This window comes from Mesorhizobium sp. P2_C4 (assembly GCF_056404575.1).
The window spans coordinates 1129400-1154393 of sequence record NZ_JBFUDT010000001.1; the positions used below are offsets into that span (position 1 = coordinate 1129400).

General features: G+C 63.6%; 22 protein-coding genes and 1 tRNA gene. 6 read left to right on the forward strand and 17 right to left on the reverse strand.

All coding sequences use genetic code 11. From position 1 onward, the window contains the following. A complete protein-coding gene (locus AC1DX6_RS05375) occupies positions 1-1827 on the forward strand; it encodes an alanine racemase (protein WP_477311677.1) in 1827 nt (608 codons plus the stop codon). Between the two features lies 1 nt (position 1828). Here the strand turns inward: AC1DX6_RS05375 and AC1DX6_RS05380 are convergent, their stop codons facing one another. The 7 genes from AC1DX6_RS05380 to AC1DX6_RS05410 all read right to left on the reverse strand — a co-directional run bounded on the left by AC1DX6_RS05380 (position 1829) and on the right by AC1DX6_RS05410 (position 8971). After that, positions 1829-3205, reverse strand: a complete 1377-nt coding sequence (locus AC1DX6_RS05380) for an FGGY-family carbohydrate kinase (RefSeq protein ID WP_477311678.1) — start codon at positions 3203-3205, stop codon at positions 1829-1831. Beyond that, positions 3202-3519 (reverse strand): L-rhamnose mutarotase, encoded by a 318-nt coding sequence (rhaM, locus tag AC1DX6_RS05385; RefSeq protein WP_477311679.1) that lies wholly within the window; start codon positions 3517-3519, stop codon positions 3202-3204. The genes AC1DX6_RS05380 and rhaM overlap by 4 nt, the downstream gene beginning before the upstream one ends. Then, positions 3519-4520 carry an ABC transporter permease gene (locus tag AC1DX6_RS05390; protein ID WP_477311680.1) on the reverse strand — a complete coding sequence of 334 codons (1002 nt, stop codon included), beginning with the start codon at positions 4518-4520 and terminating at the stop codon, positions 3519-3521. Before AC1DX6_RS05390 ends, rhaM begins: the two co-directional genes overlap by 1 nt. Then, entirely contained in the window at positions 4517-5494 is a 978-nt protein-coding gene (locus tag AC1DX6_RS05395) for an ABC transporter permease (RefSeq protein ID WP_477311681.1), read from the reverse strand. The genes AC1DX6_RS05390 and AC1DX6_RS05395 overlap by 4 nt, the downstream gene beginning before the upstream one ends. Then, positions 5491-7032: a sugar ABC transporter ATP-binding protein gene (locus AC1DX6_RS05400; protein WP_477311682.1), complete on the reverse strand. Its 1542-nt coding sequence runs from the start codon at positions 7030-7032 to the stop codon at positions 5491-5493. The genes AC1DX6_RS05395 and AC1DX6_RS05400 overlap by 4 nt, the downstream gene beginning before the upstream one ends. A gap of 84 nt (positions 7033-7116) precedes the next feature. Next, a complete protein-coding gene (gene rhaS / locus AC1DX6_RS05405) occupies positions 7117-8112 on the reverse strand; it encodes a rhamnose ABC transporter substrate-binding protein (protein ID WP_477311683.1) in 996 nt (331 codons plus the stop codon). A gap of 55 nt (positions 8113-8167) precedes the next feature. Continuing rightward, positions 8168-8971 (reverse strand): DeoR/GlpR family DNA-binding transcription regulator, encoded by an 804-nt coding sequence (locus tag AC1DX6_RS05410; RefSeq protein ID WP_477311684.1) that lies wholly within the window; start codon positions 8969-8971, stop codon positions 8168-8170. 210 nt (positions 8972-9181) lie between these two features. Here AC1DX6_RS05410 and AC1DX6_RS05415 point away from each other — a divergent pair, with 210 nt between their 5' ends. The 3 genes from AC1DX6_RS05415 to ggt all read left to right on the forward strand — a co-directional run bounded on the left by AC1DX6_RS05415 (position 9182) and on the right by ggt (position 14681). Next, positions 9182-11284, forward strand: a complete 2103-nt coding sequence (locus AC1DX6_RS05415) for a bifunctional rhamnulose-1-phosphate aldolase/short-chain dehydrogenase (protein WP_477311909.1) — start codon at positions 9182-9184, stop codon at positions 11282-11284. A 94-nt stretch (positions 11285-11378) separates the two neighbouring features. Continuing rightward, positions 11379-12671, forward strand: a complete 1293-nt coding sequence (rhaI, locus tag AC1DX6_RS05420) for an L-rhamnose catabolism isomerase (protein ID WP_477311685.1) — start codon at positions 11379-11381, stop codon at positions 12669-12671. Positions 12672-12941: 270 nt separating this feature from the next. Then, positions 12942-14681: a gamma-glutamyltransferase gene (ggt, locus tag AC1DX6_RS05425; protein ID WP_477311686.1), complete on the forward strand. Its 1740-nt coding sequence runs from the start codon at positions 12942-12944 to the stop codon at positions 14679-14681. Between the two features lie 10 nt (positions 14682-14691). Here ggt and AC1DX6_RS05430 read toward each other — a convergent pair whose 3' ends face one another. The 3 genes from AC1DX6_RS05430 to AC1DX6_RS05440 all read right to left on the reverse strand — a co-directional run bounded on the left by AC1DX6_RS05430 (position 14692) and on the right by AC1DX6_RS05440 (position 18452). Beyond that, complete coding sequence (locus tag AC1DX6_RS05430) at positions 14692-15036, reverse strand: hypothetical protein (protein WP_477311687.1); 345 nt, start codon at positions 15034-15036, stop codon at positions 14692-14694. 172 nt (positions 15037-15208) lie between these two features. Further along, positions 15209-16564, reverse strand: coding sequence for a sigma-54-dependent transcriptional regulator (locus AC1DX6_RS05435; protein WP_477311688.1), 1356 nt, complete (start codon positions 16562-16564; stop codon positions 15209-15211). Between the two features lie 13 nt (positions 16565-16577). Continuing rightward, positions 16578-18452 carry a sensor histidine kinase gene (locus AC1DX6_RS05440; RefSeq protein WP_477311689.1) on the reverse strand — a complete coding sequence of 625 codons (1875 nt, stop codon included), beginning with the start codon at positions 18450-18452 and terminating at the stop codon, positions 16578-16580. Positions 18453-18675: 223 nt separating this feature from the next. Between AC1DX6_RS05440 and AC1DX6_RS05445 the strand changes: the two genes are divergently transcribed. Further along, positions 18676-20010 carry a dicarboxylate/amino acid:cation symporter gene (locus AC1DX6_RS05445; protein WP_477311690.1) on the forward strand — a complete coding sequence of 445 codons (1335 nt, stop codon included), beginning with the start codon at positions 18676-18678 and terminating at the stop codon, positions 20008-20010. A 164-nt stretch (positions 20011-20174) separates the two neighbouring features. Beyond that, positions 20175-20750: a histidine phosphatase family protein gene (locus AC1DX6_RS05450; protein ID WP_477311691.1), complete on the forward strand. Its 576-nt coding sequence runs from the start codon at positions 20175-20177 to the stop codon at positions 20748-20750. 7 nt (positions 20751-20757) lie between these two features. Here AC1DX6_RS05450 and AC1DX6_RS05455 read toward each other — a convergent pair whose 3' ends face one another. The 7 genes from AC1DX6_RS05455 to AC1DX6_RS05485 form a co-directional block, all read right to left on the reverse strand. Continuing rightward, on the reverse strand, positions 20758-21510 hold the full coding sequence (locus tag AC1DX6_RS05455) for a pseudouridine synthase (RefSeq protein WP_477311692.1): 753 nt from the start codon (positions 21508-21510) through the stop codon (positions 20758-20760). Positions 21511-21583: 73 nt separating this feature from the next. After that, positions 21584-22684: a DUF4432 family protein gene (locus AC1DX6_RS05460; RefSeq protein WP_477311693.1), complete on the reverse strand. Its 1101-nt coding sequence runs from the start codon at positions 22682-22684 to the stop codon at positions 21584-21586. A gap of 102 nt (positions 22685-22786) precedes the next feature. After that, entirely contained in the window at positions 22787-23065 is a 279-nt protein-coding gene (locus tag AC1DX6_RS05465) for a PilZ domain-containing protein (protein ID WP_477311694.1), read from the reverse strand. 232 nt (positions 23066-23297) lie between these two features. Further along, on the reverse strand, positions 23298-23735 hold the full coding sequence (locus AC1DX6_RS05470) for a hypothetical protein (protein ID WP_477311695.1): 438 nt from the start codon (positions 23733-23735) through the stop codon (positions 23298-23300). A gap of 153 nt (positions 23736-23888) precedes the next feature. Then, positions 23889-23964 (reverse strand) — tRNA-Phe (locus AC1DX6_RS05475). A 195-nt stretch (positions 23965-24159) separates the two neighbouring features. After that, positions 24160-24351 carry a DNA gyrase inhibitor YacG gene (yacG, locus tag AC1DX6_RS05480; RefSeq protein ID WP_477311696.1) on the reverse strand — a complete coding sequence of 64 codons (192 nt, stop codon included), beginning with the start codon at positions 24349-24351 and terminating at the stop codon, positions 24160-24162. Further along, positions 24348-24974 (reverse strand): Maf-like protein, encoded by a 627-nt coding sequence (locus AC1DX6_RS05485; protein WP_477311697.1) that lies wholly within the window; start codon positions 24972-24974, stop codon positions 24348-24350. The genes yacG and AC1DX6_RS05485 overlap by 4 nt, the downstream gene beginning before the upstream one ends. Positions 24975-24994 lie beyond the last annotated feature (20 nt).

The window sequence follows — 24994 nt, forward strand, 5'->3', positions numbered from 1 at the left end:
ATGTCGGGACCGCAAGTCGCCATCGATCTTGGCCGCATCGAGCGCAACGCACGCACCATCGTCGAACGCTGCGCGCTGTCGGGCATCAAGGTCTTCGGCGTCACCAAAGGCACATGCGGCATGCCGCAAGTGGCGCGGGCCATGCTGCGCGGCGGCGTCGCGGGCATCGCCGAATCGCGCTTCGAAAACATCCGCCGCTTGCGCGACAGCGGCATCAACGCGCCGATCATGCTGCTGCGCAGCCCGCCTATGGCGCGCATCGAGGAGGTGGTTCGCACCGTCGACATCAGCCTGCAATCCGAGCTCGCCACCATCCGCGAACTGTCGCGCATCGCCGAGCGCATGGGCCGCGTCCACGACATCATGCTGATGATCGATCTCGGCGACCTCCGCGAAGGCATCTGGCCGAACGATCTTGTGCCGACGGTCGAGCAGATACTGGCGCTCAAGGGCGTGCGCATTGCCGGCATCGGCACCAATCTCGGCTGCTTCGGCGCCATCATGCCGACGCAGGAAAATCTCGGTCAGCTCGTCGCTCATGCCTACAAGACCGAGCGTCTTGCCGGCACAAGGCTCGATTTGATTTCCGGCGGCGCATCGTCGTCGCTGACCCTTCTGCTCGAAGGCAAATTGCCCGCCGGCATCAACAATCTGCGCGTCGGCGAGGCGATCCTGCAAGGCGGCATCGAAACCTTCCGCGACACACCCTGGGCGGAACTCGAACCCGATGCCTGTCGGCTCACCTGCGACATCATCGAGGTCAAGCTGAAGCCGTCGCGGCCGATCGGCCAGTCCGGCTACGATGCGTTCGGCAACCAGCCGGTGTTTCCCGACGAGGGCGACCGGCTGCGCGCCATCGCCAATATTGGTCGCGAGGACGTGCTGATCGAGGGGCTGACGCCGATCGCCAAGGGCGTGCGGGTGCTCGGCGCCTCCAGCGACCATCTGCTTCTCGACGTCAACGACGCCGCCACGCCGCCCGCCGTCGGCGACCGCGTCGCCTTCCGCATGAGCTATGGCGCCATGCTGCTGGCGATGACCTCGGAATATGTCGAAAAGGCCCCGATGCACGATGTCGAGGATTTTTCCGGCCGCAAGATGGTGCAGATCACGGCCGAACCGGCTGCGGTCGGCATCCTGGCCCGCGAAGCGACCGGCGCCCGGCTGGAGGCGATGAACTTCGACGTCGTCGAACTGGCCGATGTCGAGCGGCCGCCCTCCGGGCTGATCCGGTTGACCGCCGGCGCTGACCGCCGCACCGCCCACAAGGCGCTGACGACGACTGCGCGGGCCACGCACTCGTTTGGTCTGATCTGGATCGATTCCATCGCGGCGCTGATGCCCGAAGACGAAGACGGCATCGACCTGGCGGAAGCCTCGGTGCTGGCGCGCACGCTGGGGCTCGATCACAAGCCCGGCGCGCTGCAGCCGCAGCTGTCGCCGGAAAACGTCGTCATCATCGGTCTGCGCCATGCCGATCCGGCGGAAGTGCGGGTGCTGAAGGATTCGCGTGTGTCGGCCTTCACCATGACCGACATCGACGCCATGGGCATGCGCGACCTGATGCATGAGGCGATCCGCATCGCCACCTCGGGGACGCAAGGCTTCCATGTCAGCTATTCGCCTGAGGTCACCGAATTCGCCGGCTGGCCGGCTGGCTCCGGCGGCCTTACCGTGCGCGAAACGCATCAGGCGATGGAGGCGATCGCGCTCTCCGGCGGATTGCTGTCGATGGATGTTTCGGGGCTCACCGCAGATCTGGAGCCCCGGATCGGCACCGATGTGGTCAACTTCGTCATGTCGGCCTTCGGCAAGCGGATCTTGTAATTTAGCTCTGTGCGTCGACTGCCACGCGCCATGAGCGCGCGTAGCTGGCCCAGGCCGGATCATCAGGCGGTTCGGTTCTTTGGCCTTTGCCTTGCGCCGTTGCCTGATCCGACGCCAGCAATGCGGCGCCGATGCTGGTGCCGGTCGCAGCCTCGGACGCAATGACGGCGCGCCGCGTTGCCGCCGCCAGCATGCGGACGAAAAGCCGGTTGCGGGCAAAGGGGCCTTCGACAATGGTCGGACCGTCGCCGCCGATCAGTTCGAGGCAGGTCGACGTCATCAGCGCCAGGTAGAACGAGATCGTTGCAAAGCGCTCGCCGATGCTGATGCCATCGGCATTGAGCCATGTGGCGGCGTCATGCGGAAACGGCCCTGAGCCCTGCTGGGTCGAGGGCAGCAGCAATGTCTTTCGCGCCAGCACGGTCGCGACATCGTCTTCGCTCCAGTCTTCCGGGTGGCCTTCAGTGAGCGCGGAGAACTCGCGCCCGCCCATGAAGCGAGCCGACGGCACCGGATCGCTGAGCGCGTTGACATTGACCAGCGTGTCGCGCGCCGGATCGAGCGTGACCTTGCTGCCGCCGACCGCCATCGACACAACCCAGGTGCCTGTCGACACGACCGAAAAGGGCGGCGTGTCGGACAGGAGATGCGGCAGCAGCGACGCGTTGGAATCGTGCAGGCCTAAGAATACGGGCGTCTGCGGATCAAGACCGGTCCGCGCGGCGAGAGCAGGCAGGATCGCGCCGAGGCGGTCCCTGGCCGGTCGCACCGGAGCCATCAATCGACGCCAGTCCATCTTGTCGACCAGCGACGAAAAATCGGCTTTCCACGGGTTCCACAGATCGGTGTGGCAGCCGAGCGAGGTCACCTCGTTGGCGGCGATACCGGTCAGGCGCAAGGCCCAGTATTGCGGATACATCAGCATCGACGTGGCCCTGGCGAACTCCGAGGGAAAGCGCCTCTGCTGCCAGAAGAACTGCGCGCCGAGATTTAGACCGATCGGCAGGCGCGGCGTGCCGGTCTCGGCAAAGGCCGGACGGGCCGCATCGTAGTCCGCAGCCAGGGTGTCCGGGCCATCGAATTCATAGTCAAGGACCGGCAGCGCCAGTTCGCCGGATGCGTCCACCAGCACGCCTGTCGCGCCATGCGTGGTGATCGAGATCGCGTCGACTGGTTGCTCGCGATTGATTTCGGCGAGGCTGTCGAGAATGAATGCCCATAGGCGTTCGACATCGTGGTGCGGGTAGGGGCCGCCCGTGGCGGGCACGTTCGCCATGCGGCGCAGCGCAACTTCGCTCAATGTGGCGAGATCGACCAGCGCCACCTTGGCGTTGGTCTTGCCGATATCGATGACGGCGATGTGTCTGATATCAGTCATTCCATATGGAACACGGTTTCCAGCGGCACCGCCACCGGCTCGTTGTCCGGTTTGGTCTCCATGATGTCGGCCATGTGGGCCCACCAGCGCTGCATCACCGGGTGCTTCGGCAGGTCGGCCATACCGTTGTCGTCGCGCCGCCACAGCACGCCGAACAGCGTGTTGGTCTCCACATCGAGATGGATCGAATAGTCGGAGATGCCGGCCTGTTTCAAAAGCGCGACCAGCGACGGCCAGATCTCGTCGTGGCGCTTTTTGTACTCGGCCTTCATGCCCGGCTTGAGCTGCATCTTGAACGCGTATTTCTCGGCCATCAGGCGAAGCGCTCCCGCCGCAGCCGCCGCCAGACGATCGGCAGCGCGATGACGATGATCAGCAGCAGGCCGATGAAAATCGACATGACGATGCCGGGCACGTTGAGCAGGCCAAGCCCGAAGGTCACCAGCCCCATGATGAAGGCGGCCAGCACGACGCCCAGAATGCTGCCGGCGCCGCCCAGAATGCTGACGCCGCCGAGCACAACCATGGTGATGACTTCCAGCTCGTAGCCTTGTGCGATCGACGGCCGCGTCGAACCTAGCCGCGAGGTGATCAGCACCGAGGCGATGCCCGCCATCAGCCCGGTCAGGCAAAACAGGATGAATTTGATGCGGCCGACGCGCACGCCGGAAAACTGCGCCGCAACCGGATTGTTGCCGATGGCAAAGACCCGCCGGCCGAAACTCGTGCGGTGCAGGAGGAACCAGTAGATGACAGCCGCGATGAGGAACAGCACCAGTTCGAACGACACCACCCACCAGACATATCCCTGGCCGAAGAAGGCGAAGCTGTCGGGATAGCCCTTGTAGGCCTGGTCACCGAGGATGATGAAGGCGATGCCGCGAAACAGGCTCATCGTGCCGATGGTGACGACGATGGACGGCAGGCCCAGTCTTGTCACCAGCAGGCCGTTGAAGGCGCCGCAGCCGAGCCCGACGAGGATGCCGATCGCCACCAGCACCGGTGTGCCGGCGCCGGCCTGCACCGCCATGCCCATCATGGTCGAGGCCAGCGCGATGATCGCGGCCACCGACAGGTCGATTTCGCCCGAAATGATCAGCAGCGCCATGGCAAAGGCGATCAGTCCCTTCTCGGTGAAATTGAAGGTGAGATCGGACAGCGAATACGGGTCGAGAAAATAGGGCGAGGCGAAGCTGTTGATGGCAAAGATCGCCACCGCGACCACGACCAGCAGCGCCTCCCAGGAAAAGATCGCCGAAGTGAGCGGCTTGTCGAGCCGGTCGGGAATGTGGCGCGGGGCAGAGATGTCGGTCACGCCGCTTCCGCCTTTCTCAGGATGATGCGGCCTTGCCGGCGTTCGCCGCGTGCGTTGAGCACCACGGCCAGGATGATGGCGCTGCCCGAAATTGCCATCTGCCAGAACGGCGAGATGTTGATCACCGGCAGCGCGTTGGAGATGATGCCGAGGAACAGCGCACCCAGCACCGCGCCGCCGACCGAACCGATGCCGCCGGCAATCGAGATGCCGCCGATAACGCAGGCGGCGATGATGTTGAGCTCATAGCCATTGGCGACCTCGACCGAGGCGATGACGTAGCGCGAGATCCAGAGATAGCCTGAGAGACCACCGATCATGCCCGAGAGGCAGAAGACGATGAATTTGGTCCGGCCGACATCGATGCCGGCATAGACCGAAGCTGTCGGGTTGACGCCGATGGCATAGATCGAGCGGCCAAGCGCGGTGCGCGTCATCAGCAGGAAGAACAGAGCGATGACAAGGATGGCGATCCAGGACAGCACCGGAATGCCGAGGAAGGCCGCGCGCTGGAAGCCGATGAAATCGGGGCTCATCTTGTCGGCATTGACCCAGGCGCCGCCTGAAATGACGAAGGTGGCGCCGCGATAGATGGTCAGCGTGCCCAATGTCACCACGATCGACGGGATGTTCAGCCGCCATACCAGAAGCCCGTTGATGGCGCCGAGCACCAGGCCGACGAGAAGGGCGATGACGATCAGCAGCGGGATCGGAATGCCCGGATGCGCGGCGTTCAGCATCGCCACCACCATGCCGGTGAAGCACAGGTTCGAGGCCATCGACAGATCGATCGAACGGGTCAGGATGATCGCCATCTGACCGAGCGCCAGAATCATCAGGATCGAGGTGTCGTTGAACACCTGGCGCAGATTGGCGGGATCGGCAAAGGCCGGAAAGCGCGTCGAGATCAGCCCGATCAGCACGACGATTGCCGCAAGCAGCCAGACTTCGCGGTATTTGACGAGAGCTTTCATGCCGCGATCCCCGCTGCTGTCCTGACCAGCGTTTCGGCGTCAAGTCCCTTGTTGTCGTAGACCGCAGCGATGCGGCCCTCGCGCATGACCACGACCCGGTCGGACATGCCAAGAATTTCCGGCAGTTCGGACGAGACCATGATCACCGACAGGCCTTGAGCGACGAGCTCGGCCATGAAGCCATGCACGGCGGCCTTGGAGCCGATGTCGATGCCTTTGGTAGGTTCGTCGAGGATGATCACCTTGGGCGCGGTCGCCAGCCATTTGGCGATAACAATCTTCTGCTGGTTGCCGCCCGACAGCGTGCCGACATCCTGGCTGAGCGAGGAGGCGCGCAGATCCAGCCGCTCGGTGTACGAACGGGCCAGGTCGAACTCTTCCGCCAGTCGCAGCAGGCCGGACTTCGAGGTGCGCTTGAGCGAGGGCAGGGAAACATTCTGGAAGATCGGCAGGCCAATCACCACGCCTTGCTTGCCGCGCTCTTCCGGCACGTAGACGATGCCGGCCTCGATCGAATCCGCCGCCGACTTGGGCGTGATTGTCTTGCCTTCCAGCGTGATCGTGCCGGCCGAGGTGCGGGTGATGCCTGATATCGCCTGCATCACCTCGCTGCGCCCGGCGCCGACAAGCCCGTAGAAGCCGAGGATTTCGCCCTTGTGCAGTTCGAAGCCTATGTCGTCGAATTCCGTGGGATGCGACAGGCCGGACACGGAAAGCACCGGTGCGCCGATCTCGGCCTTGCGCTGCGGAAAGATGTGGTCGACGGAGCGGCCGACCATCATGCGCACGATCTGACTCTGGCCGGCGTCTTTGATCAGCCCTTCGCCGACCATCTCGCCGTCGCGGAACACCGTGTAGCGGTCGGCGATGCGGTAGATCTCATCGAATTTGTGGCTGATGAACAGGATCGCCTTGCCTTCGCTCTTGAGGAATTCGATCAGCAAGAAAAGCTCTTCGATCTCCTTCATCGACAGGGCGGCGGTCGGCTCGTCCATGATGACGATCTGCGCGTCGATCGACATGGCGCGGGCAACGGCAACCAGATGCTTGTTGGCGATGCCGAGGTCCTTCAGCCGCGCGTCGGCATCGATGTGGCCGGCACGCATCGTGTCGAGCACTTCTTTGGCGTTCTTGCGCATGGTGCGCCAGTCGATGGTGCCGAAGCGCGTGCGCGGCGCGTGGCCTAGAAAGATGTTTTCGGCAACGCTGAGGTCGTCGAACAGTACGGTTTCCTGATGGATGGCGGTGATGCCGTGGCCGAAGGCGGCATGCGCGCTGGACAGGGTGACGGCCTCGCCGTCGATGCTGATGGCACCCCCGTCAGGCTGGTAGATGCCGGTCATGATCTTGACCAGCGTCGACTTGCCGGCGCCGTTTTCGCCGATCAGCGCGGTTACCTCACCGGGATAGAGCGACAGGCTGACATCGTGCAGGGCGCGCACGCCGGGAAAACTCTTCGAGATACCGGACAGCGTCAGCCGCGGGCCGGCAGGCAAAGGCCGCTCCGTCGCCAATTTAGGTTGGGCTGTCGTGTCCATATCCGTATCAAGCCCTGAAGCAAGGTCCCTTTAAAGCCGCGGCGGGATCTGGTCCCGCCGCGGCAGGTCGAAGGCTGCCCGAGATCAATAGATCTTGGAGAACTTTTCGATGTTGGTCTTGTCGAACTGGAAGGGCGGAGCCATCGCAGCCGAGTTGGTGTCGTCGAGCGTCACCTTGCCGACGCGGCCGATCGACAGCGTGGCGCCTGGCTTGGCCTCTTCCTTCTTCACCGCCAGGTCATGGGCGAGGTAGACGGCCGAGTAGCCGAGGTCGATCGGGTTCCACAGCGCGACCGCCTGGCTGGAGCCGTTGTCGATGAACTTCTTGAACTCCGACGGCAGCGCCAGGCCGGTGACATTGACCTTGCCGATCAGGCCTTCGTCGGTCACCACCTGCGCGGCGGCAACGACGCCGACCGTGGTCGGTGCGATGATCGCCTTGAGGTTCGGATAGGACTTCAGCAGACCCTTGGCTTCATCGGTGCTCTTGGCCGAATCGTCATCGCCATAGACGGTGGCGACGAGTTTGATCTTGGGGAACTTCTCTGGCAGGATTTTCTTGGCCGCATCGATCCAGGCGTTCTGGTTGGTCGCGGTCGATGACGCCGACAGGATGGCGACATCGCCGCCTTCCGGCAGATAATCGGCGGCGAGCTTGATGATGGTCTCGCCGATCAGGCCGGTGTCGGAAGGGTTGAGATGGAGCTGCCGGCCAGCCGGAGCAACGCCCGAATCCCACGAGATGACGGTGATGCCGCGTTCCATTGCCTTCTTCAGCGCCGGCACCAGAGCGTCGGCGTCATTGGCCGAAATGGCGATGGCGTTGACCTTCTGCGCGATCAGAGCATTGACCACTTCGATCTGCGCTTCGGCGGTCGCCTTGGTCGGGCCGGTGTAGATGATGTCGACATCGCCGAGTTCCTTGGCCGCCTCTTCGGCGCCCTTGTTGGCGGCGTCGAAGAAGCCGTTGCCGAGTGATTTCACCACCAGTGCGATCTTGACGTTCTCGGCATAGGCGGCGTTCACGAACATGGCGGCGGAAAACGCCGCCGTAACCATCAATTTCCTCAGAAAGCTCATCGAATATCCTCCCTTGAGCGTTGCATTCCATCGCCGCTGCTGGCGTGAGTTGGTCTCAGGCCTGCAGTGAAGATTCTTCTTTGGCCGACTTGCGGGCGACGATCAGCGTCACGCCTGCGGTCTCTAACATCTTGGCTTCCCGGTCCTCGATGCCGTCATCGGTGATGACGGTGGCGATGCGCGACAGGCCGCACAGGATCAGGCTCGAGCGTTTGCGGAATTTCGAGGAGTCGACCAGCACCACCAGCTCGTCGGCCTGGTCGATCAGTTTCTGCTCGGCCTGGATCAGCAGCGGGTCGCCTTCCATCAGCCCGAGCGGCCCGAGCCCCTGCGCCCCCATGAACATGCGGCGCGCATAGAAATTGCGCGTCACGTCATTGTCGAAGGGCGACAGGATGATGTTCTGCTCGCGGTAGATGGTGCCGCCCGACAGCATCACCGTGTTCTTCGAGTGCTTGAGCAAATGCTCGGCGATCGGGAACGAATTGGTGAAGATCGGCATGCGGCGTCCGGTCAGGAAATGCACCATCTGGAAGGTGGTGGTGCCGCCATTGATGATGATCGGCTCGCCATCCTTGCACAACTCCACCGCTTCCCGCGCAATCGCCCGCTTCTGCGAGGAATTGAGCGTCTCGTTGACGGAAAAGGGCCGGCCGGCAAGGCCGATGAACTGCGGCGGCGAGATCGCTTCGGCGCCGCCACGCACGCGGCGCAACCGCTTTTGCACATGCAAGGCCGCGATATCGCGCCGGATCGTCGCCTCGGACGAGTCCGTCAGGTCGACCATCTCCTGCACCGTCACCACAGGCTTTTCCTGGACGGCGGACAGAATGATCCTGTGGCGCTCTTTCTCGTGCATGGTTCCTCCCTGCCTGAGCATCTAGGCACCCAAAACGCGCAGTGTCAATCATTTCCGATCATATAATTTCATTGTGCAGTGCAATATGATCGATCTTGATCGTTTGTGATTGACAAACGGGGTGCTTCCGTGGACATTCGGCCAAAGCTGACCCGCTATGCGGTGGCAATCGACGGGCACAGTCTGCGCGTCTTACGGGAGGATATTCCAATGCTCGACAAGCGCTCCGGCACGCGCCTCGCCAACCTGTGGGATGAGGCAAAGGCCCAGGCGATGAGCGAGCCGGAACGCCTCGTCTATCGCTCGAATGTGCTCGGCTCCGACAAGCGCGTCACCAATTATGGCGGCGGCAACACCTCCTCCAAGATCTGGCAGACCGATCCGCTTACCGGGCAGAGCGTGGAAGTGCTGTGGGTGAAAGGTTCGGGCGGCGACAGCGCCTCGATCAAGCTTGACGGTTTTGCCACGCTCTACATGGACAAATTGCGCGCGCTGAAGGGTCTCTATCGCGGCGTCGCACATGAAGACGAAATGGTCGGCTTCCTGCCGCACTGCACCTTCAACCTCAATCCACGCGCGGCCTCCATCGACACGCCGCTGCATGCCTATGTGCCAAAACCCTTTGTCGATCACATGCACCCCGACGCCATCATCGCCATTGCCGCGGCCAAGGATTCCAAGGCGCTGACCAAGGAGATTTTCGGCGACGCCATCGGCTGGCTGCCATGGAAGCGGCCGGGCTTCGAGCTTGGCCTGTGGCTGGAGAAATTCTGCCTCGAACATCCCGGCGCCAAAGGCGTCATCCTGGAGAGCCATGGCCTGTTCAGCTGGGGCGACACCCCCAGGGAATGCTACGAGACCACGATCTCGGTGATCAACCAGGCAATCGAGTGGTTCGAGCGCCGCTCCGAAGGTGTGGCAATTTTCGGCGGCGAAGTGGTGAAGTCGCTGGACGCGCCGGCGCGCCGCGCCATCGCTGCAAAGCTGATGCCGAGGATCCGTGGCCTGATCTCGGAAAAGAGCCACAAGCTTGGCCATTTCGACGATTCAGCCGCCGTCCTCGAATTCGTCAATTCCAAGGATTTGCGGCCGCTGGCAGCGCTTGGCACATCCTGCCCGGACCATTTCCTGCGCACCAAGATTCGCCCGCTGGTCATCGAGTTCGATCCGGCCAAGCCGGATGTCGATGCCGTCATCGCCCGCCTTGCCGACGATGTCGCGGCCTATCGTGTCGGTTACCAGGCCTATTACGACGGCTGCAAGCACCCGGATTCGCCCGCCATCCGCGACACCAATGCCGTCGTTTACCTGATGCCCGGCGTCGGCATGTTCACCTTCGCCGGTGACAAGGCGACCGCCCGCATTTCGGCCGAGTTCTACGTCAACGCCATCAACGTCATGCGCGGCGCCTCGACGGTTTCGTCCTATGTCGGCCTGCCCGCGCAGGAAGCCTTCGACATCGAATACTGGCTGCTCGAGGATTTGAAGCTGCAGCGCATGCCGAAGCCGAAGTCGTTAGCCGGCCAGATCGCACTGGTCACCGGCGGCGCCGGCGGCATTGGCCGGGCAACGGCCAACCGGCTGCTGCGCGAAGGCGCCTGCGTCGTGCTCGCCGACATCGACGAGACCGCACTGGCCAGCGCCCATGACGAGTTGGCCAAAGCCTATGGCAAGGACTTTGTCCGCCCGGTGCTGATCAACGTCACATCGGAGGACCAGGTCGTCTCCGGCTTTGCCGAGACGGCGGTCGAGTTCGGCGGCATCGACATCCTGGTGTCGAATGCCGGCCTGGCCTCCTCGGCGCCGATCGAGGAAACGACGCTGGCGCTGTGGAACAAGAACATGGACATCCTGTCCACCGGCTACTTCCTGGTTTCCAGAGAAGCCTTCCGGCTGTTTCGCGCGCAAAAGATCGGCGGCAACGTCGTCTTCGTCGCCTCCAAGAACGGCCTTGCCGCCTCGCCAAATGCCGCCGCCTATTGCACCGCCAAGGCCGCCGAGATTCACCTAGCGCGCTGCCTGGCGCTGGAAGGCGCTGAGGCGCAAATCCGGGTCAATGTCGTCAATCCCGACGCCGTGCTGCGCGGCTCGAAGATCTGGACCGGCGAGTGGAAGGAACAGCGCGCTGCCGCCTACAAGATGTCGACCGACGATCTCGAAGAGCACTACCGTTCGCGCTCTATGCTGAAGCGCTCGGTATTCCCCGAAGACATCGCCGAAGCGATCTACTTTTTCGCCTCCGACATGTCGGCCAAGTCGACCGGCAACATCATCAATGTCGACGCGGGCAACGCCCAGAGCTTTACGCGATAGCCGCTTCGCCCTTCTCCCCGTCACTATACGGGGAGAAGGTGCCGGCAGGCGGATGAGGGGCAGCGCTGCCCGAACGCATTTGGGAGGAATAGCAGTGTCCGAATCCATCATCTCCGCCGACCTCGTCGCCAGCCGCAATGCCGCGCGCAAGGCCAACCTCGAACGCGACTACGCCTCGCTTGGCGAACGTCTCGACCGGCGGGGCATCGCCATCGACGCCATCCGTGACAAGGTTGAAAAATTCGCGGTGGCGATCCCGTCCTGGGGCGTCGGCACCGGCGGCACGCGCTTTGCCCGCTTTCCCGGCGCCGGCGAGCCGCGCGACATTTTTGACAAGATCGAGGACTGTGCCGTCATCCGGCAATTGACGCAGGCGACACCGACCGTCTCGCTGCACATTCCGTGGGACAAGGCCGACCCGAACCGACTGAAGCAGGCGGCTTCCCGCTTCGGCCTCGGTTTCGACGCCATGAACTCCAACACCTTCTCCGACGCCAGGGACCAAAAGCTGTCCTACAAGTTCGGCTCGCTCTCCCATGCCGATGCCGGAACACGCCGGCAAGCGGTCGAGCACAATCTCGAATGCATCGAGATCGGCAGGACGCTGGGCTCCAAGGCGCTGACGGTGTGGATCGGCGACGGCTCGAATTTTCCTGGCCAGGTCAATTTCGCAAAAGCCTTCGAGCGCTACCTCGACGCCATGAGGGACATCTACGCCGGGCTGCCCGCGGACTGGAAGCTGTTCACCGAGCACAAAATGTACGAGCCCGCATTCTACTCCACGGTCGTGCAGGATTGGGGCACCAACTACATGATCTCGAAGGAGCTGGGCGACAAGGCGTTCTGCCTGGTCGACCTTGGCCATCATGCCCCGAACGTCAACATCGAGATGATCGTGTCGCGGCTGATCCAGTTCAAAAAGCTCGGCGGCTTCCATTTCAACGATTCCAAATATGGCGACGATGACCTCGATGCCGGCTCAATCGACCCTTACCGGCTGTTCCTCGTCTTCAACGAACTGGTCGATGCCGAGCTATCCGGCGCCGAGGGTTTCGACCCGGCGCACATGCTCGACCAGAGCCACAATGTCACCGATCCGATCGAAAGCCTGATGCTGTCGGCGGTCGAGGTGCAGCGCGCCTATGCGCAGGCGCTGCTGGTTGATCGCAAGTCGCTGGAAGGTTTCCAGGAGGCCAATGATGCACTGATGGCGACGCAGACGCTGAAAGTGGCCTACCGCACCGATGTCGAACCGATCCTCGCCATGGCGCGGCTGAAGACCGGCGGCGCCATCGATCCGGTTGCCGCCTATCGGGCCGCGGGTTATCGGGCCAAGGTTGCGGCCGAACGGCCGGCGATTGCCGGCGGCAGCGGCGGGATTGTGTAGACGTTTTGGTCGATCAACAGAAGCGGAGGCAGCGCTTGAGCACCCCCCTCTGTTCTGCCGGACATCTCCCCCTCAAGGGGGGAGATTGGCAGCTTTGGCCACGGCGCTCTTCCTGCAACGTTGGTAGTTGGCGAAAGCAGGGATGACAGCTGATCTCCCCCCTTGAGGGGGAGATGTCCGGCAGGACAGAGGGGGGGATCGCCGACTATTGACTGGACTCATCCATCTCGAGGGTCTTTCCTAGGCGCACCCAACGCCAGGAGCACCGCCATGCCCTTGACCCGCCGGACGCTGATTGGCGTCAGCCTTTCGCTTGCAATCGCCCTAACATCATCTGCAGTAGCCATTGCCGCCTCGCCGGCGCCAGCCAAGGGCGAGCATGGCATGGTGGTAACCGCCCAGCATCTGGCCTCGGAAGTCGGCGTCGAAGTGCTGAAGAAGGGCGGCAACGCCGTCGATGCCGCGGTCGCCGTCGGCTATGCGCTGGCTGTTGTTTATCCCAACGCCGGCAATATCGGTGGCGGCGGCTTCATGACCATCCGTTTCAAGGACGGTCGCTCGACCTTCCTCGATTTCCGTGAGCGCGCGCCGCTGGCCGCGACCAAAACCATGTATCTCGACAAGGACGGTAAACCGGTGAAGGGCGCCAGCCTCGACGGCTATCTGGCGGTTGGCGTGCCCGGTTCCGTCGCTGGCTTCGAAATGGCGCGCGAGAAATACGGGACACTGTCCAGACAGGATCTGATGGCGCCGGCGATCGGCTATGCCAAGGACGGGTTCATCCTCAATCAGGGCGACGCAGCCTTCTTTTCCAAGAGCGCCGAAAGGCTGGCCAAGGACCCGGCAGCGGCCGCCATCTTTCTGAAATCGGACGGCAAGCCCTATGGCATCGGCGAGCGCCTCGTTCAGCCTGACCTCGCCGCTTCGCTTACTGCCATCTCGCAGCAAGGCCCGGACGCCTTCTACAAGGGCCCGATCGCCGACGCGATCGTCAAGGCGAGCGCCGCCAAGGGCGGTATTCTGGCCAAGCAGGATTTCGAGCAATATGCGGTGCGTGAGCTCAAGCCGGTCACCTGCACCTATCGCGGCTACGAGATCACCTCCTCGCCACCACCCAGCTCCGGCGGCGTGATCATCTGCGAAATCCTCAACGTACTGGAGGGCTATCCGCTGTCCTACCTCGGCACCGGCTCGGCTGAGACGGTGCATGTCATGGTCGAGGCGATGCGCCATGCCTATGTCGACCGCAACTCGGCCCTCGGCGACCCGGATTTCGTCGACAATCCGGTTTCGAAACTGCTCGACAAAGCCTACGCCAAGGACATCCGCGACAAGATCGACCCGTTCCGCGCCGGCATCTCGCAGGAGCTGATGCCCAAGGGTTTCGGCGAGAGCAAGGAGACGACGCACTACTCGATCATCGACAATGACGGCAACGCGGTAGCGGTCACCTACACGCTGAACGGCTCGTTTGGCGCTGGCGTCGTCGCCGACGGCACCGGCATCCTGCTCAACAACGAGATGGACGATTTCACCCAGAAGCCCGGCGTGCCCAACCTCTATGGTCTGGTTCAGGGCGAGGCCAACGCCATCCAGCCGAAGAAGACGCCGCTCTCATCGATGAGCCCGACCGTGGTGGCCAAGGACGGCAAGCCGTTCATGGTCATCGGCAGCCCAGGCGGCTCGCGCATCATCACCATCACGCTGGAGGCGATCGTCAACGTCATCGATCACGGCATGAACATCCAGGAGGCGATCGACGCACCGCGCATCCACCATCAGTGGCTGCCCGATACGGTCTATGTCGAGCCTTTCGGGCTGTCCCCGGATACCGAAAGACTGCTGGCCGGCATGGGCTATCACCTCGATCTCGGCGATACGACCTGGGGCCAGGCGGCCGGCATACTGGTCGGCGGCAAGAGCCTGGCGGAAATCGAGAAAGGCGGCGGCGCCCGCTACAACGGCGCCATCGACAGCCGCGCCGCGTCTGGCGAGGCGTTAGGCTACTAAACGCACCCGCCTAGACGACCAGCGTAATGGTCGAAGCAAGCAGCATCAGGGCCGCGATGCCGACGAACAGCGCATAGATGCGCGGCCGGTCGAGCAGCAGCGCATTGCCGGAAATCCAGGCCGAGGTGGCGCCGCCAAGCGCGAACAGGAAGCCGTTGCGGTGACCCAGGGTCAAGCCGGCGGCCATCAGTCCGCCAATGATCAGCGCGCCGAACACGATGATCACGGCGACGGCGTATTTCTCGAAATCGTTGCCACCGCCCATGCTTGGGCCGATCGCGTTCAAATTCGGCAGATCGTCCGGATCGAACGGACTGGTCGACCCATATTCATCTTGACCGACAGGTTCTTGCATGACTCATTCTCCGCTAACCGGCAACAAACCATCAAGGCTTGCCGAGCGCAACCGGATCACGCCTCATTGAAGACGGCCGATACGGTCTTCAACACTTTCTGATGCCGACTCGCCACTGTTTTTTAGATCAGGCCTCGACGGTTCCTGCGCTCCTGGGCCGTGCGCGGGCAAATCATCTGGAAAAATCGCTGCGTACGATGCCGTGCCGCTGCAGCTTGTCGTAGAAGGTCTTGCGCGGAATCCCCAGTGCTTCGATGGTGCGCCGGACGTCGCCGTCATTGCGGCCAAGTGTCTCGCGGATGATATCGGCCTCGTAGCGATCCAGACGTTCGGGCAACGGCATGGTGCCATCCGGCGAAGCCGGGGCAGGCGGCGGCGCTTGCCCTGCCTCTTCCAGGCCCAGCACGAAACGCTCGGCAAAATGCGCCAATTCGCGCACATTGCCCGGCCAGTCGTGCTCCCTGAGGTGGCGGTGGACGGTTGCCGGCACGGCTGGCACCGACCGCCGGAACCGCGCAGCGGCGCGCTCGGCAAAGTAGAAAAACAGCAGGGCAACGTCGTCACGGCGCTCGCGCAGTGGCGGGATCGAGATCGTCACCACATTGAGTCGGTAATAGAGGTCCTCGCGGAAGCTGCCGCGCTGGCGCGGATCGCCAAGATCGACCTTGGCCGCGGCGACGACGCGCAAATCCACCGGCCGCAATTCATTGGTGCCGAGCGGTGTCACCTCGCGCATTTCCAGCACGCGCAGCATCTGCACCTGCGTCGATGGCGGCATGCTTTCGATCTCGTCCAGAAACAGCGTGCCGCCGCTGGCATGCTCGATGCGACCGATGCGCTTCTTCTGCGCCCCGGTGAAGGCGCCGGCCTCATGGCCGAACAATTCGCTCTCGATGACCGTTTCGGGCAGCGTGCCGCAATTCAGCGCCACGAAATTGCCCTTGGCGCGGCGACTCCAGCGATGCAAAAGGCTCGCCACCACCTCCTTGCCGGAGCCGGTCTCGCCGGTCACCAGCACGTCGACATCGGTGTCGGCGATCTGCCGCAGCGTCCGGCGCAGCCGCTCCATCGCCGGCGTCTGGCCGATCAGCGGCAGGCCGTCCTGCGCCTGCTCTGCCCCCTCGCGCAAGGCGCGGTTTTCCATCACCAGGCGCCGCTTTTCCGCAGCCCGGTGCACGCTCTGCACCAGCCGGTCGGCGGCGAACGGTTTTGTGATGAAATCGTAGACGCCGTCCTTGATCGCCTTGACGGCAACCGCGATATCGCCATGCCCGGTGACGAGGATGACCGGAATGTCGGCGTCGAGGCGCAGGATGCGATCGAAAAGCTGCAGCCCGTCGATCTCCGGCATGCGGATGTCGGACACAACCACGCCGGCAAAACCGGCGTCGAGCCTGGCCAGCGCTTCTCTCGCCACCGGGAAGGCCGACACGGCAAAGCCGGCAAGCTCCAGAGTCTGCGCAGTGGCCTTGAGGAGATCGCTGTCGTCGTCGATCAGGATGACAGGTGCTGCGCCGTGTTCCGTCATGCTGCCTTTGCCACTACGCTGCTCTAGAAAGATGGATGATGAAGCGGGTGCCGCTGTCGCCGCTCGCAACCTCGACGCGGCCGCCATAGTCGGCGACGATGTCCTTCGAGATGACAAGGCCGAGGCCGAGGCCCTTTTCCTTTGACGTGTTGAACGGCGTAAACAGCGATTTGAGGATCTCGGGCGGAATGCCGGGTCCGTTGTCGGACACACTGACCGTCACCCCGTCCGCCGTCTCTTCCACCGAAACCTGCACCCTGGCGTCGTCGCGGCCCTCCAGCGCCTCCAGCGCGTTCTGGAACAGGTTGATCAGCACCTGTTCGAGCCGGACCCGGTTGCCCATCACCTTGAGGCTTGGCGGCGGCAATGCGATATCAAGCGCCTCCAGCCGGCCGGCAAAGCGGCTTCGAAGCAGCACGACAGCGCCCTCGATGACGCCGCGCAATTCGACTGGTTCGGCGGCGGTGCGGCCCTTGCGGGCAAAGGCCTTCAATTCCTCGGTGATGGCGCCGATGCGTTCGGTCAGTGCCGCGATGGCGCCGAGGTTTTCCGCGGCCGGCGAGGTCTGCTTGCGGTCGAGAAAGACGCGGGCATTGTCGGCATAGGCGCGTATCGTGGCGACCGGCTGGTTGATCTCGTGCGCGACGCCGGCGGCGACCTGACCGAGGATGGCGAGACGGTTGGCCTGCACCAACTCCTGCTGCACCACCTGCAGCTTGGCTTCCGTGCTGCGATGCCCTGTGATCTCGGCCTGCAGCCGGTCGCGGGCGCGGCTCAGATCCTCGGTACGCTCGACGACGCGGCGCTCGAGTTCGGTGCGCGCGGCCTGTTCGGCGGCGATCCGCATCTCACCCGACTGCCGGCGCCACAACAGATAGGCGGCCAGCCCGAGCAGCGGGATGACGACGCCGAGCGCCAGCAGCCGCATCTCGCGGGCCGCGGCGGCGATCGGCGCTTCGGCCGGCACGAGATAGTCGAGCCGCCAGGGTGTCGAGGGAACCAGCGTGGAGAGGCGCAGATATTCCGCATCGCTGCCACCCGGTGTGATCGCATGGACGATCGCCACGTCCGGGCTCAAGGCTTCGGGGCGCGTGATCGGCAGCGGCACCAGTGGTGCGTCGCCGAACTGCTGGCTGTCGCGGATGGCGGCAATCGTCGGTCCGGCCAGCGGTGCGGTCGTCATGAAGCGCCACGACGGCACGCTGGTGATCAGCACGACGCCATGGTCGTCGCTGACATAGGCCGGGCGGTTCGCCTCGTGCCAGTCGGCCTCGAGCTGGTCGAACTCCATCTTGACGACGACGACGCCGAGCGGCGTGGCAGCATCGCCGACCCGCCGTGAGATGTAGAGGCCGGGCCGCTTGCTGACATTGCCGAGTGCAAAATACTCGGCCGTTCCGCTCCGCATCGCCCCGGAGAAATAGGCGCGGAATCCGTAGTCGTTGCCGACGAAACTGATCGGCTCGCGCCAGTTGCTGGAGGCGATGGCCAGTCCGTCGGTGCCGGTGACGTAGAGCACCGAAGCCTTGGTACCGGAGACCAGGCCTTCGAGCTTGCGGTTCAACAGGTCGATCGCCGCTGCACCGCCTTGCGTCAGCGCATCATGCACCTGCTGGTCCTCCGCCAGCAGCAAGGGCAGGGCGCGCGGACTTTCCAGCACGGCGCGCAGCAGCGCCACTTTCAGATTGGCATCGGTGCGCCCTTGCGTCGCAAGGGTCGCGACCTCGGCGGTACGGCCATAGAGGCCGGCGCCGTAGAGTGCCGCGGCGATGATCGCAAAAGCGATCGCCGCAAACAGCAACCATGCGCGGCGCGCCCGCCTGCGGAGTTGCTCAGGCGTTGAAGACAAGGCAGCGGCAGCGCGTTGCAGCATCGCCCATTTGTGCATGATTTCGCACAAAGGGCAATTCACACCATGCGGATGTTCGCACTGCCTGTGTGCGAGACGCGGCTGCCGTATCGAAAATACCCAACGAAATCAATGAATAGGCTGCCCGGCGCGGTTTGGCACGGCAGTTGCAAATACCAATCCAGCAGTCGCGAGGCTGCGGAGGTCATAACAATTGCCCCGGGAGGTCGAGCTTTCGATCGGGGCGCCAATGGAGGACGTCATGCAGCCAGCATTCGCTGCCGCCGAACCGCGCGGCAAGGTTCCCTTATACCGGCATCTCTACGTGCAGGTCCTGGTGGCGATCGCCGCCGGCGTGCTGCTCGGCCATTTCTATCCCGAACTAGGTGCTTCGCTGAAGCCGCTCGGCGATGCCTTCATCAAGCTGGTCAAGATGGTGATCGCGCCGGTCATCTTCCTGACGGTGGCGACCGGCATTGCCGGCGTCTCCGATTTGCATAAGGTCGGCCGCGTCGCCGGCAAGGCGATGATCTACTTCCTGGTGTTTTCGACGCTGGCGCTGGTCGTCGGCCTCGTCGTCTCCAACGTCGTCCAGCCGGGCGCCGGCATGCATATCAATCCGGCCACGCTCGATGCCTCGAAGGTGACAACCTTCACCGAGAAGGCGCATGACACGACCATTGTCGGCTTCCTCCTCAACATCATCCCCGACACCATTACCGGCGCCTTTGCCCAGGGCGACATCCTGCAGGTGCTGTTCTTCTCGGTGCTGTTCGGTATCGCGCTGGCGCTGGTCGGCGACCGCGGCAAGCCGGTGGTCGATTTCCTGCAGGCGCTGACCGCGCCGATCTTCCGCCTCGTCGCCATCCTGATGAAGGCCGCACCCATCGGCGCTTTCGGCGCCATGGCCTTTACCGTCGGCAAATATGGCATCGGCGCGATCGCCAACCTCGCCTTCCTGATCGGCACCTTCTACCTGACCTCGCTGCTCTTCGTGCTGGTCGTGCTCGGCACTGTGGCATGGTACAACGGCTTCTCGATCCTGGCGCTGATCCGCTACATCAAGGAAGAGCTGCTGCTGGTTCTCGGCACCTCGTCCTCGGAAGCGGCCTTGCCCGGCCTGATGGCCAAGATGGAGCGCGCCGGCTGCAACCGTTCGGTGGTCGGCCTGGTCATCCCGACCGGCTATTCCTTCAACCTCGACGGCACCAACATCTACATGACGCTGGCGGCGCTGTTCATCGCCCAGGCGACCGACACGCCGCTCACCTATGGCGACCAGATCCTGCTGCTGCTCGTCGCCATGCTGAGCTCCAAGGGTGCCGCCGGCATCACCGGCGCCGGCTTCATCACGCTGGCGGCAACGCTTTCCGTCGTGCCCACGGTGCCGGTCGCCGGCATGGCGCTGATCCTCGGCGTCGACCGCTTCATGTCGGAGTGCCGGGCGCTGACCAACTTCGTCGGCAACGCGGTTGCGACGGTTGTCGTGGCGCGCTGGGAAGGCGAACTCGACCAGACGAAGTTCGCCGCCGCCATGGCCGGCACATTGGCCGAGGAGGCCGATCTGGCGCTGTCGGGCGATCTGCAGCCCGCCTGATCGCCCGCAGGGCGGAACGTTTGATCCCAAGACTGTTCAGGCCGCAGCCGGTTCGCCGGTTGCGGCCTGTTTCTTGTCGCCAACCAACATGCACACCCGGCTGGTGCCGGCCGGGTCTTCCCGGCTAGGGTGCAGGCCAGCGCTGAGAATCGAAAGGCCCGCCAATGAGCAGCCAGTTTCCCGAGATCTATCTGGTTCGCCATGGCGAAACGGAATGGAGCGCGTCGGGAAAACACACCGGCCGCACCGACATCCCCTTGACGGCAAAGGGCGAGGCCGCTGCCCGCGGCGTGGCCGATAGGCTCAAGGGCCTGTCGTTTTCCGCTGTCTGGTCAAGCCCTTCGCAGCGTGCGTTCAATACTTGTACCCTGGCCGGGTTCTCCGGCGTTAAGAAGGATGATCTGCAAGAGTGGGATTACGGCGCCTATGAGGGACTGACCACCAAGCAGATTCTTGTCGAGCGGTCCGGCTGGAACGTGTTTCGCGACGGCTGTCCGGGCGGCGAAATGGCCGCGAATGTCGGCGCACGCGCCGACGCGATCATCAGTCAGCTGCGCGCCGTCAATGGCACCATGCTGGTGTTTTCAAGCGCGCATTTCCTGCGGGTGCTGGCAGCGCGCTGGCTAGGCCTGCCGCCTGAAGACGGCGCGCTGTTGGTCCTCGACACCGCAAGCCTGAGCATACTCGGCTACGAGCACGATTTGACCGAGCCGGTCATCCGCAAATGGAACCAGAGGTAGCAGCCGTTCAGGCCGCCAGCAGCGCCAGTTCCTCAGGCGTCAGGTGTCGCGCCTTGCCCTTGGCTAGATCACCGAGCAGCAGCGCGCCGATCGCCACCCGCACCAGCCTCAACACTTCGACGTCAAAGGCGCCAAGCAGCTTGCGGATCTGGCGGTTGCGGCCTTCATCGAGCACGATTTCCAGCCACGCCGTGCGGCCGCCGCTGCGCAGGATTTCGATTGAGCGCGCGCTCGACAGCTCGCCGTCGACCACCGCGCCTGCACGAAACCGCGCCAGCATTGCCTCGTCGGGTGGCGTGCCGATCTGCACGTGATAGGTTTTTGCGACATGCGAGGCGGGATCGAGCAGGCCATTCGCCCAGCGCGTGTCGTTGGTCATCAGCAAAAGACCTTCGCTGGCCTTGTCGAGGCGGCCGACCGGCGACACGAAAGGCAGGTCGAGGCCCGTCAGACAGTCATAGACGGTACCGCGCCCCTGCGGGTCGTCGCGGGTGGTGACCAGCCCGCGCGGCTTGTTGACCATCAGATAGACCTTGGCCTCGGCAACGACGTTCTGGTCGTCGACCGTGATGCGGTCACGATTGAGGTCGACGCGCATGGCTGCGTCGCGCACCACCTTGCCGCCAACGCGCACGCGCCCTTCGGCGATCAGCACTTCCGCTTGCGTGCGCGAGCAAAGGCCGAGCTTTGACAGGGCGCGGTTGAGGCTGACGCCTGCGGAGGCGGGCGGTCGTCTCGCGATGGCTGGTGGCCGTGTCATCGTTTGTCGGTCCCGGAATGAAGGGTGACAGATGCCATGCGCCGCAACGGCTCCGCAACCTGCATGGGCATCTCTAGATGCCTGCGGCCCTTATCCTGGCAATGGCCTGCTCCTGCCTTGCGGCCTCCTCGGCGGTCATCGCGCCAAAGCGCAGGGCACAGCGGAATGTTTCCCCCGGAGCGACGACAACCAGACGGCCTCTTTCCTTGGCCATCAGGTAACCATCGGGTTCGGCCGTCGCCGGCAGCATCAGGCCGAGCGCGTCCTGGTCGGCGCCGCGCGTGATCCAGCGCACGGCATAGTTGAGCTCATCTGGGCGATAGCTGACGAAATCCGCCGTCCGGTCCGGATGGACTTGCAAGGCGTGCGCCCAGCCTTCGGCACCCGCCTTCGCTTTCATCGTTAGCACCAGTTCCGGATCGATCGGCTCGCCCTTGGTCAAGACGCGATGGCGCGACGGATCGGCGACAACGGCATCGCGGTAGGCAAGATAGCGCTCGCTTGGCGTGAAAAACGGTGGCAGCACCTGGCGCACGACAATGTCGGTGCGATCGTCGGCCACACTGTCGACCAGGCGGCCGTTATCCGCCGGCCTGAAATTGATGTGTGCCAGATACATCAACTCCATCGGCGAGCCTTTCCGGTTCTCGATGGCAAGGTCGACGGCGACGCCGGTGGCGTCGCGCTGCAGCCGCACGGTGGGCTGCGCCACATAGTCGTGGCTGAAGGCGACAGTCTGGCGGCAGCGTCCGGTCAGCGCCATGAACGGCCCCTCGGTATTGTCGCCAACGATCAGCTGCACGTCCCTGTAGGGCGCATTGGGCAGGTCGCCATGCAACGGGTGGCGATCGTTCTGGCCGGGATTGCCCATCGCAGTGGCGCCGCAATGGATGAAGAAGGCGCCGTAGTTGGAGAGATAATCCCGCGTCGCAACCGGCTCATCGAACATCGAGCGCATGGTCAACGAGCGGCCGAGGAATGTCGCATCCCAGATCTGCTGCCCCTGGAACGGCAGCATGACGATCTCACCCTTTGCGTTGCTGATCCGCAGGCCGGCGACGCCGGACCGGTAGCGAAAGGCGCTGGCGACGAGGCCGGCATATCGGGCGACGACCGCTTCCGATGGGCCGAACTGCTCGGGGACGAGGTCGATGAGAACGTGATCCGGATGCACTCTTCAGACCTCGATTTGCCGCAAGCGAACGACCAGTTCCTATCAGGAGCAACGGTCGAATTCATCCAGCTTCGAATAGTAAATGATGCGCCAGTGGCTTTCTTATTTCAGCCTTGGCTCTTGCGCCCCGTAGAACTGCACACCAAGCCGCTCGTTCCTCCGCCATCTGACGACGGTCTGATAGACAACGCCATCATCGGGCACATCCAGGAAGAATCGATCCGGTACCGTCGCATCAGCAGCCACGCGCAACTCGGCGCCGCTTTTGTGCTGATTCCTCACCGAACACGGGATTTCAGAACTCCCCGCCAGGATGATTGCCTGCTTCAACACATTCGGGCGGCTAAGAAGGCGGCGTTCCGGCTTGGGTTCTTCTTCCACTGTTTGATTCCACCGAGGTCGGCCCTGTGCCGAATGTGTCGCGAACTTACCTTGCACGGCTCAGTCTGCAAAGACAGACCAAAGCCCGTGGCGATTTCATTTTGCTGAGCCATTGCATGCGGTGGCGGTCAACCGCGGCTGCAGGCGGCGTTCGCGGCATGGCAGGTGAACGTCAGCTCGCCATCGGAATTGCCGCAACTCGTTCGCAGCGTCTTGCAATATCCCGCGATTGTTATCCTCGAGCCGGCGGCAGCTCGAACAGATTGGCGCCGTTCTCCTGGCCACGCTCGACATAGCCGATGATGCGGAACCATCTGGCGACGTCGGCCCGCTGCAGCCAGCTGCGCGAGTGAATGGGAAGGTTGCCGGCCAGCGCCTGGATGTGGCGGATGTGCCGCCTGCAGAAGCGGATGGTCGCGGCGCTGAAGAAGCCCTCCTGCGCGGCAAACAGCGTGTCGGCGGCGTCGCTGTTCTCGTGCCAGGCGATGATCGCCACCGTCTTGTCGCCCTCGACCAGCGCATGAGCGCGGCCTTCCTTCAAATTCATCATCAGATTGTCGTAGGCAACCTTGCTATCCTTGCCGGCCGCCACGTATTCGTCCGACATCCTCGTGGACAGATCCCGGAAAACACCTTCGAGATCGCCGATCGTAGCTGCGCGTGCTCGCATTGCTCCTCCTGCAGCCCCGGCAGAAGTTTGCCCTAAGGTTGGGGGATCACCAAGCAAATCGAATCCTCGATTTGGCTGATGAGAGCAAAGTGATTTCGGCAGCGATATCGCGCAACTTGGGGGCGGGCGACACTGAGACGGACATTGGAAAAATGGTGCCCAGAGGCGGATTCGAACCACCGACACGCGGATTTTCAGTCCGCTGCTCTACCAACTGAGCTATCTGGGCCTCGCCGGCAAACGAAATCTCGCTGGCCGGATTTCATGAAAGCGCCGTGCGGCGCCCCTTGAAAGCGGGTGGGTTATAGCACGGGAATCCGGCCTGTCCAGCGCCTAAGCGTTGATTTCCCGCAGGAAACGAGACGGGGTTCGCAGGGCCGATTCATCCGCCACCGTCACGGGCACAAACCCGTCCCCAACAGCCTCATTGCTGGCCGTCGGGATCCGTTTCTTCCTCATCATCGCGGGCTGATATGACATAGGCGCCCTTGAGCCAGCGGTTGAGGTCGACGTCCTTGCAGCGTGTCGAGCAGAACGGATAGGTCTCGCGCGCCGATTGCTTGCCGCATTCGGGGCAGGGGCGCCTGGGGCGCAGCGGCGTCACCTCGGCGCTCATGGCCGCGCGGACACCCAACTGGTGTGAACCTTGAAGCCTTCGCCGGAAAGCAGCGCCACGGTCTCGTAGAGCGGCAGGCCGACGATGTTGGTGTAGGAGCCCACGAGCTTGACGACGAAGGAGCCGGCCAGCCCCTGGACGGCATAGCCGCCGGCCTTGCCGCGCCATTCGCCGGAAGCGACATAGGCGTCGATCTCCTCGCGCGGCAGTCGCTTGAAGCGCACCCTGGTCTCGACCAGCCGCAAACGCTGCTTGCCGCCCGGCGTGATCAGGCAGATGCCGGAATAGACCCGGTGCGAACGGCCGGACAGCAGGCCGAGGCAGTTGGCGGCGTCGTCGAGCGTTTCGGCCTTGGGCAGGATGCGCCGGCCGACGGCAACCACCGTGTCGGCGGCCAGCACGAAGCTCGGAGCATAGTCGTCCTCGGTCTTGAGCGACGCCAGCGCCTTCTCGGCCTTTTCCTGCGACAGGCGCTTGGCCAGCGAGCGCGGATGTTCGGCGCGCAGCGGCGTCTCGTCGACATCGGCCGGCAGCACGCGGTCCGGCTCGATGCCCGCCTGCTGCAGCAGTTCGATCCGGCGCGGCGAACTCGAAGCAAGCACGAGCTTTTGCAAAATGCTCATCGCGGTTCCGGTCGGGCTCT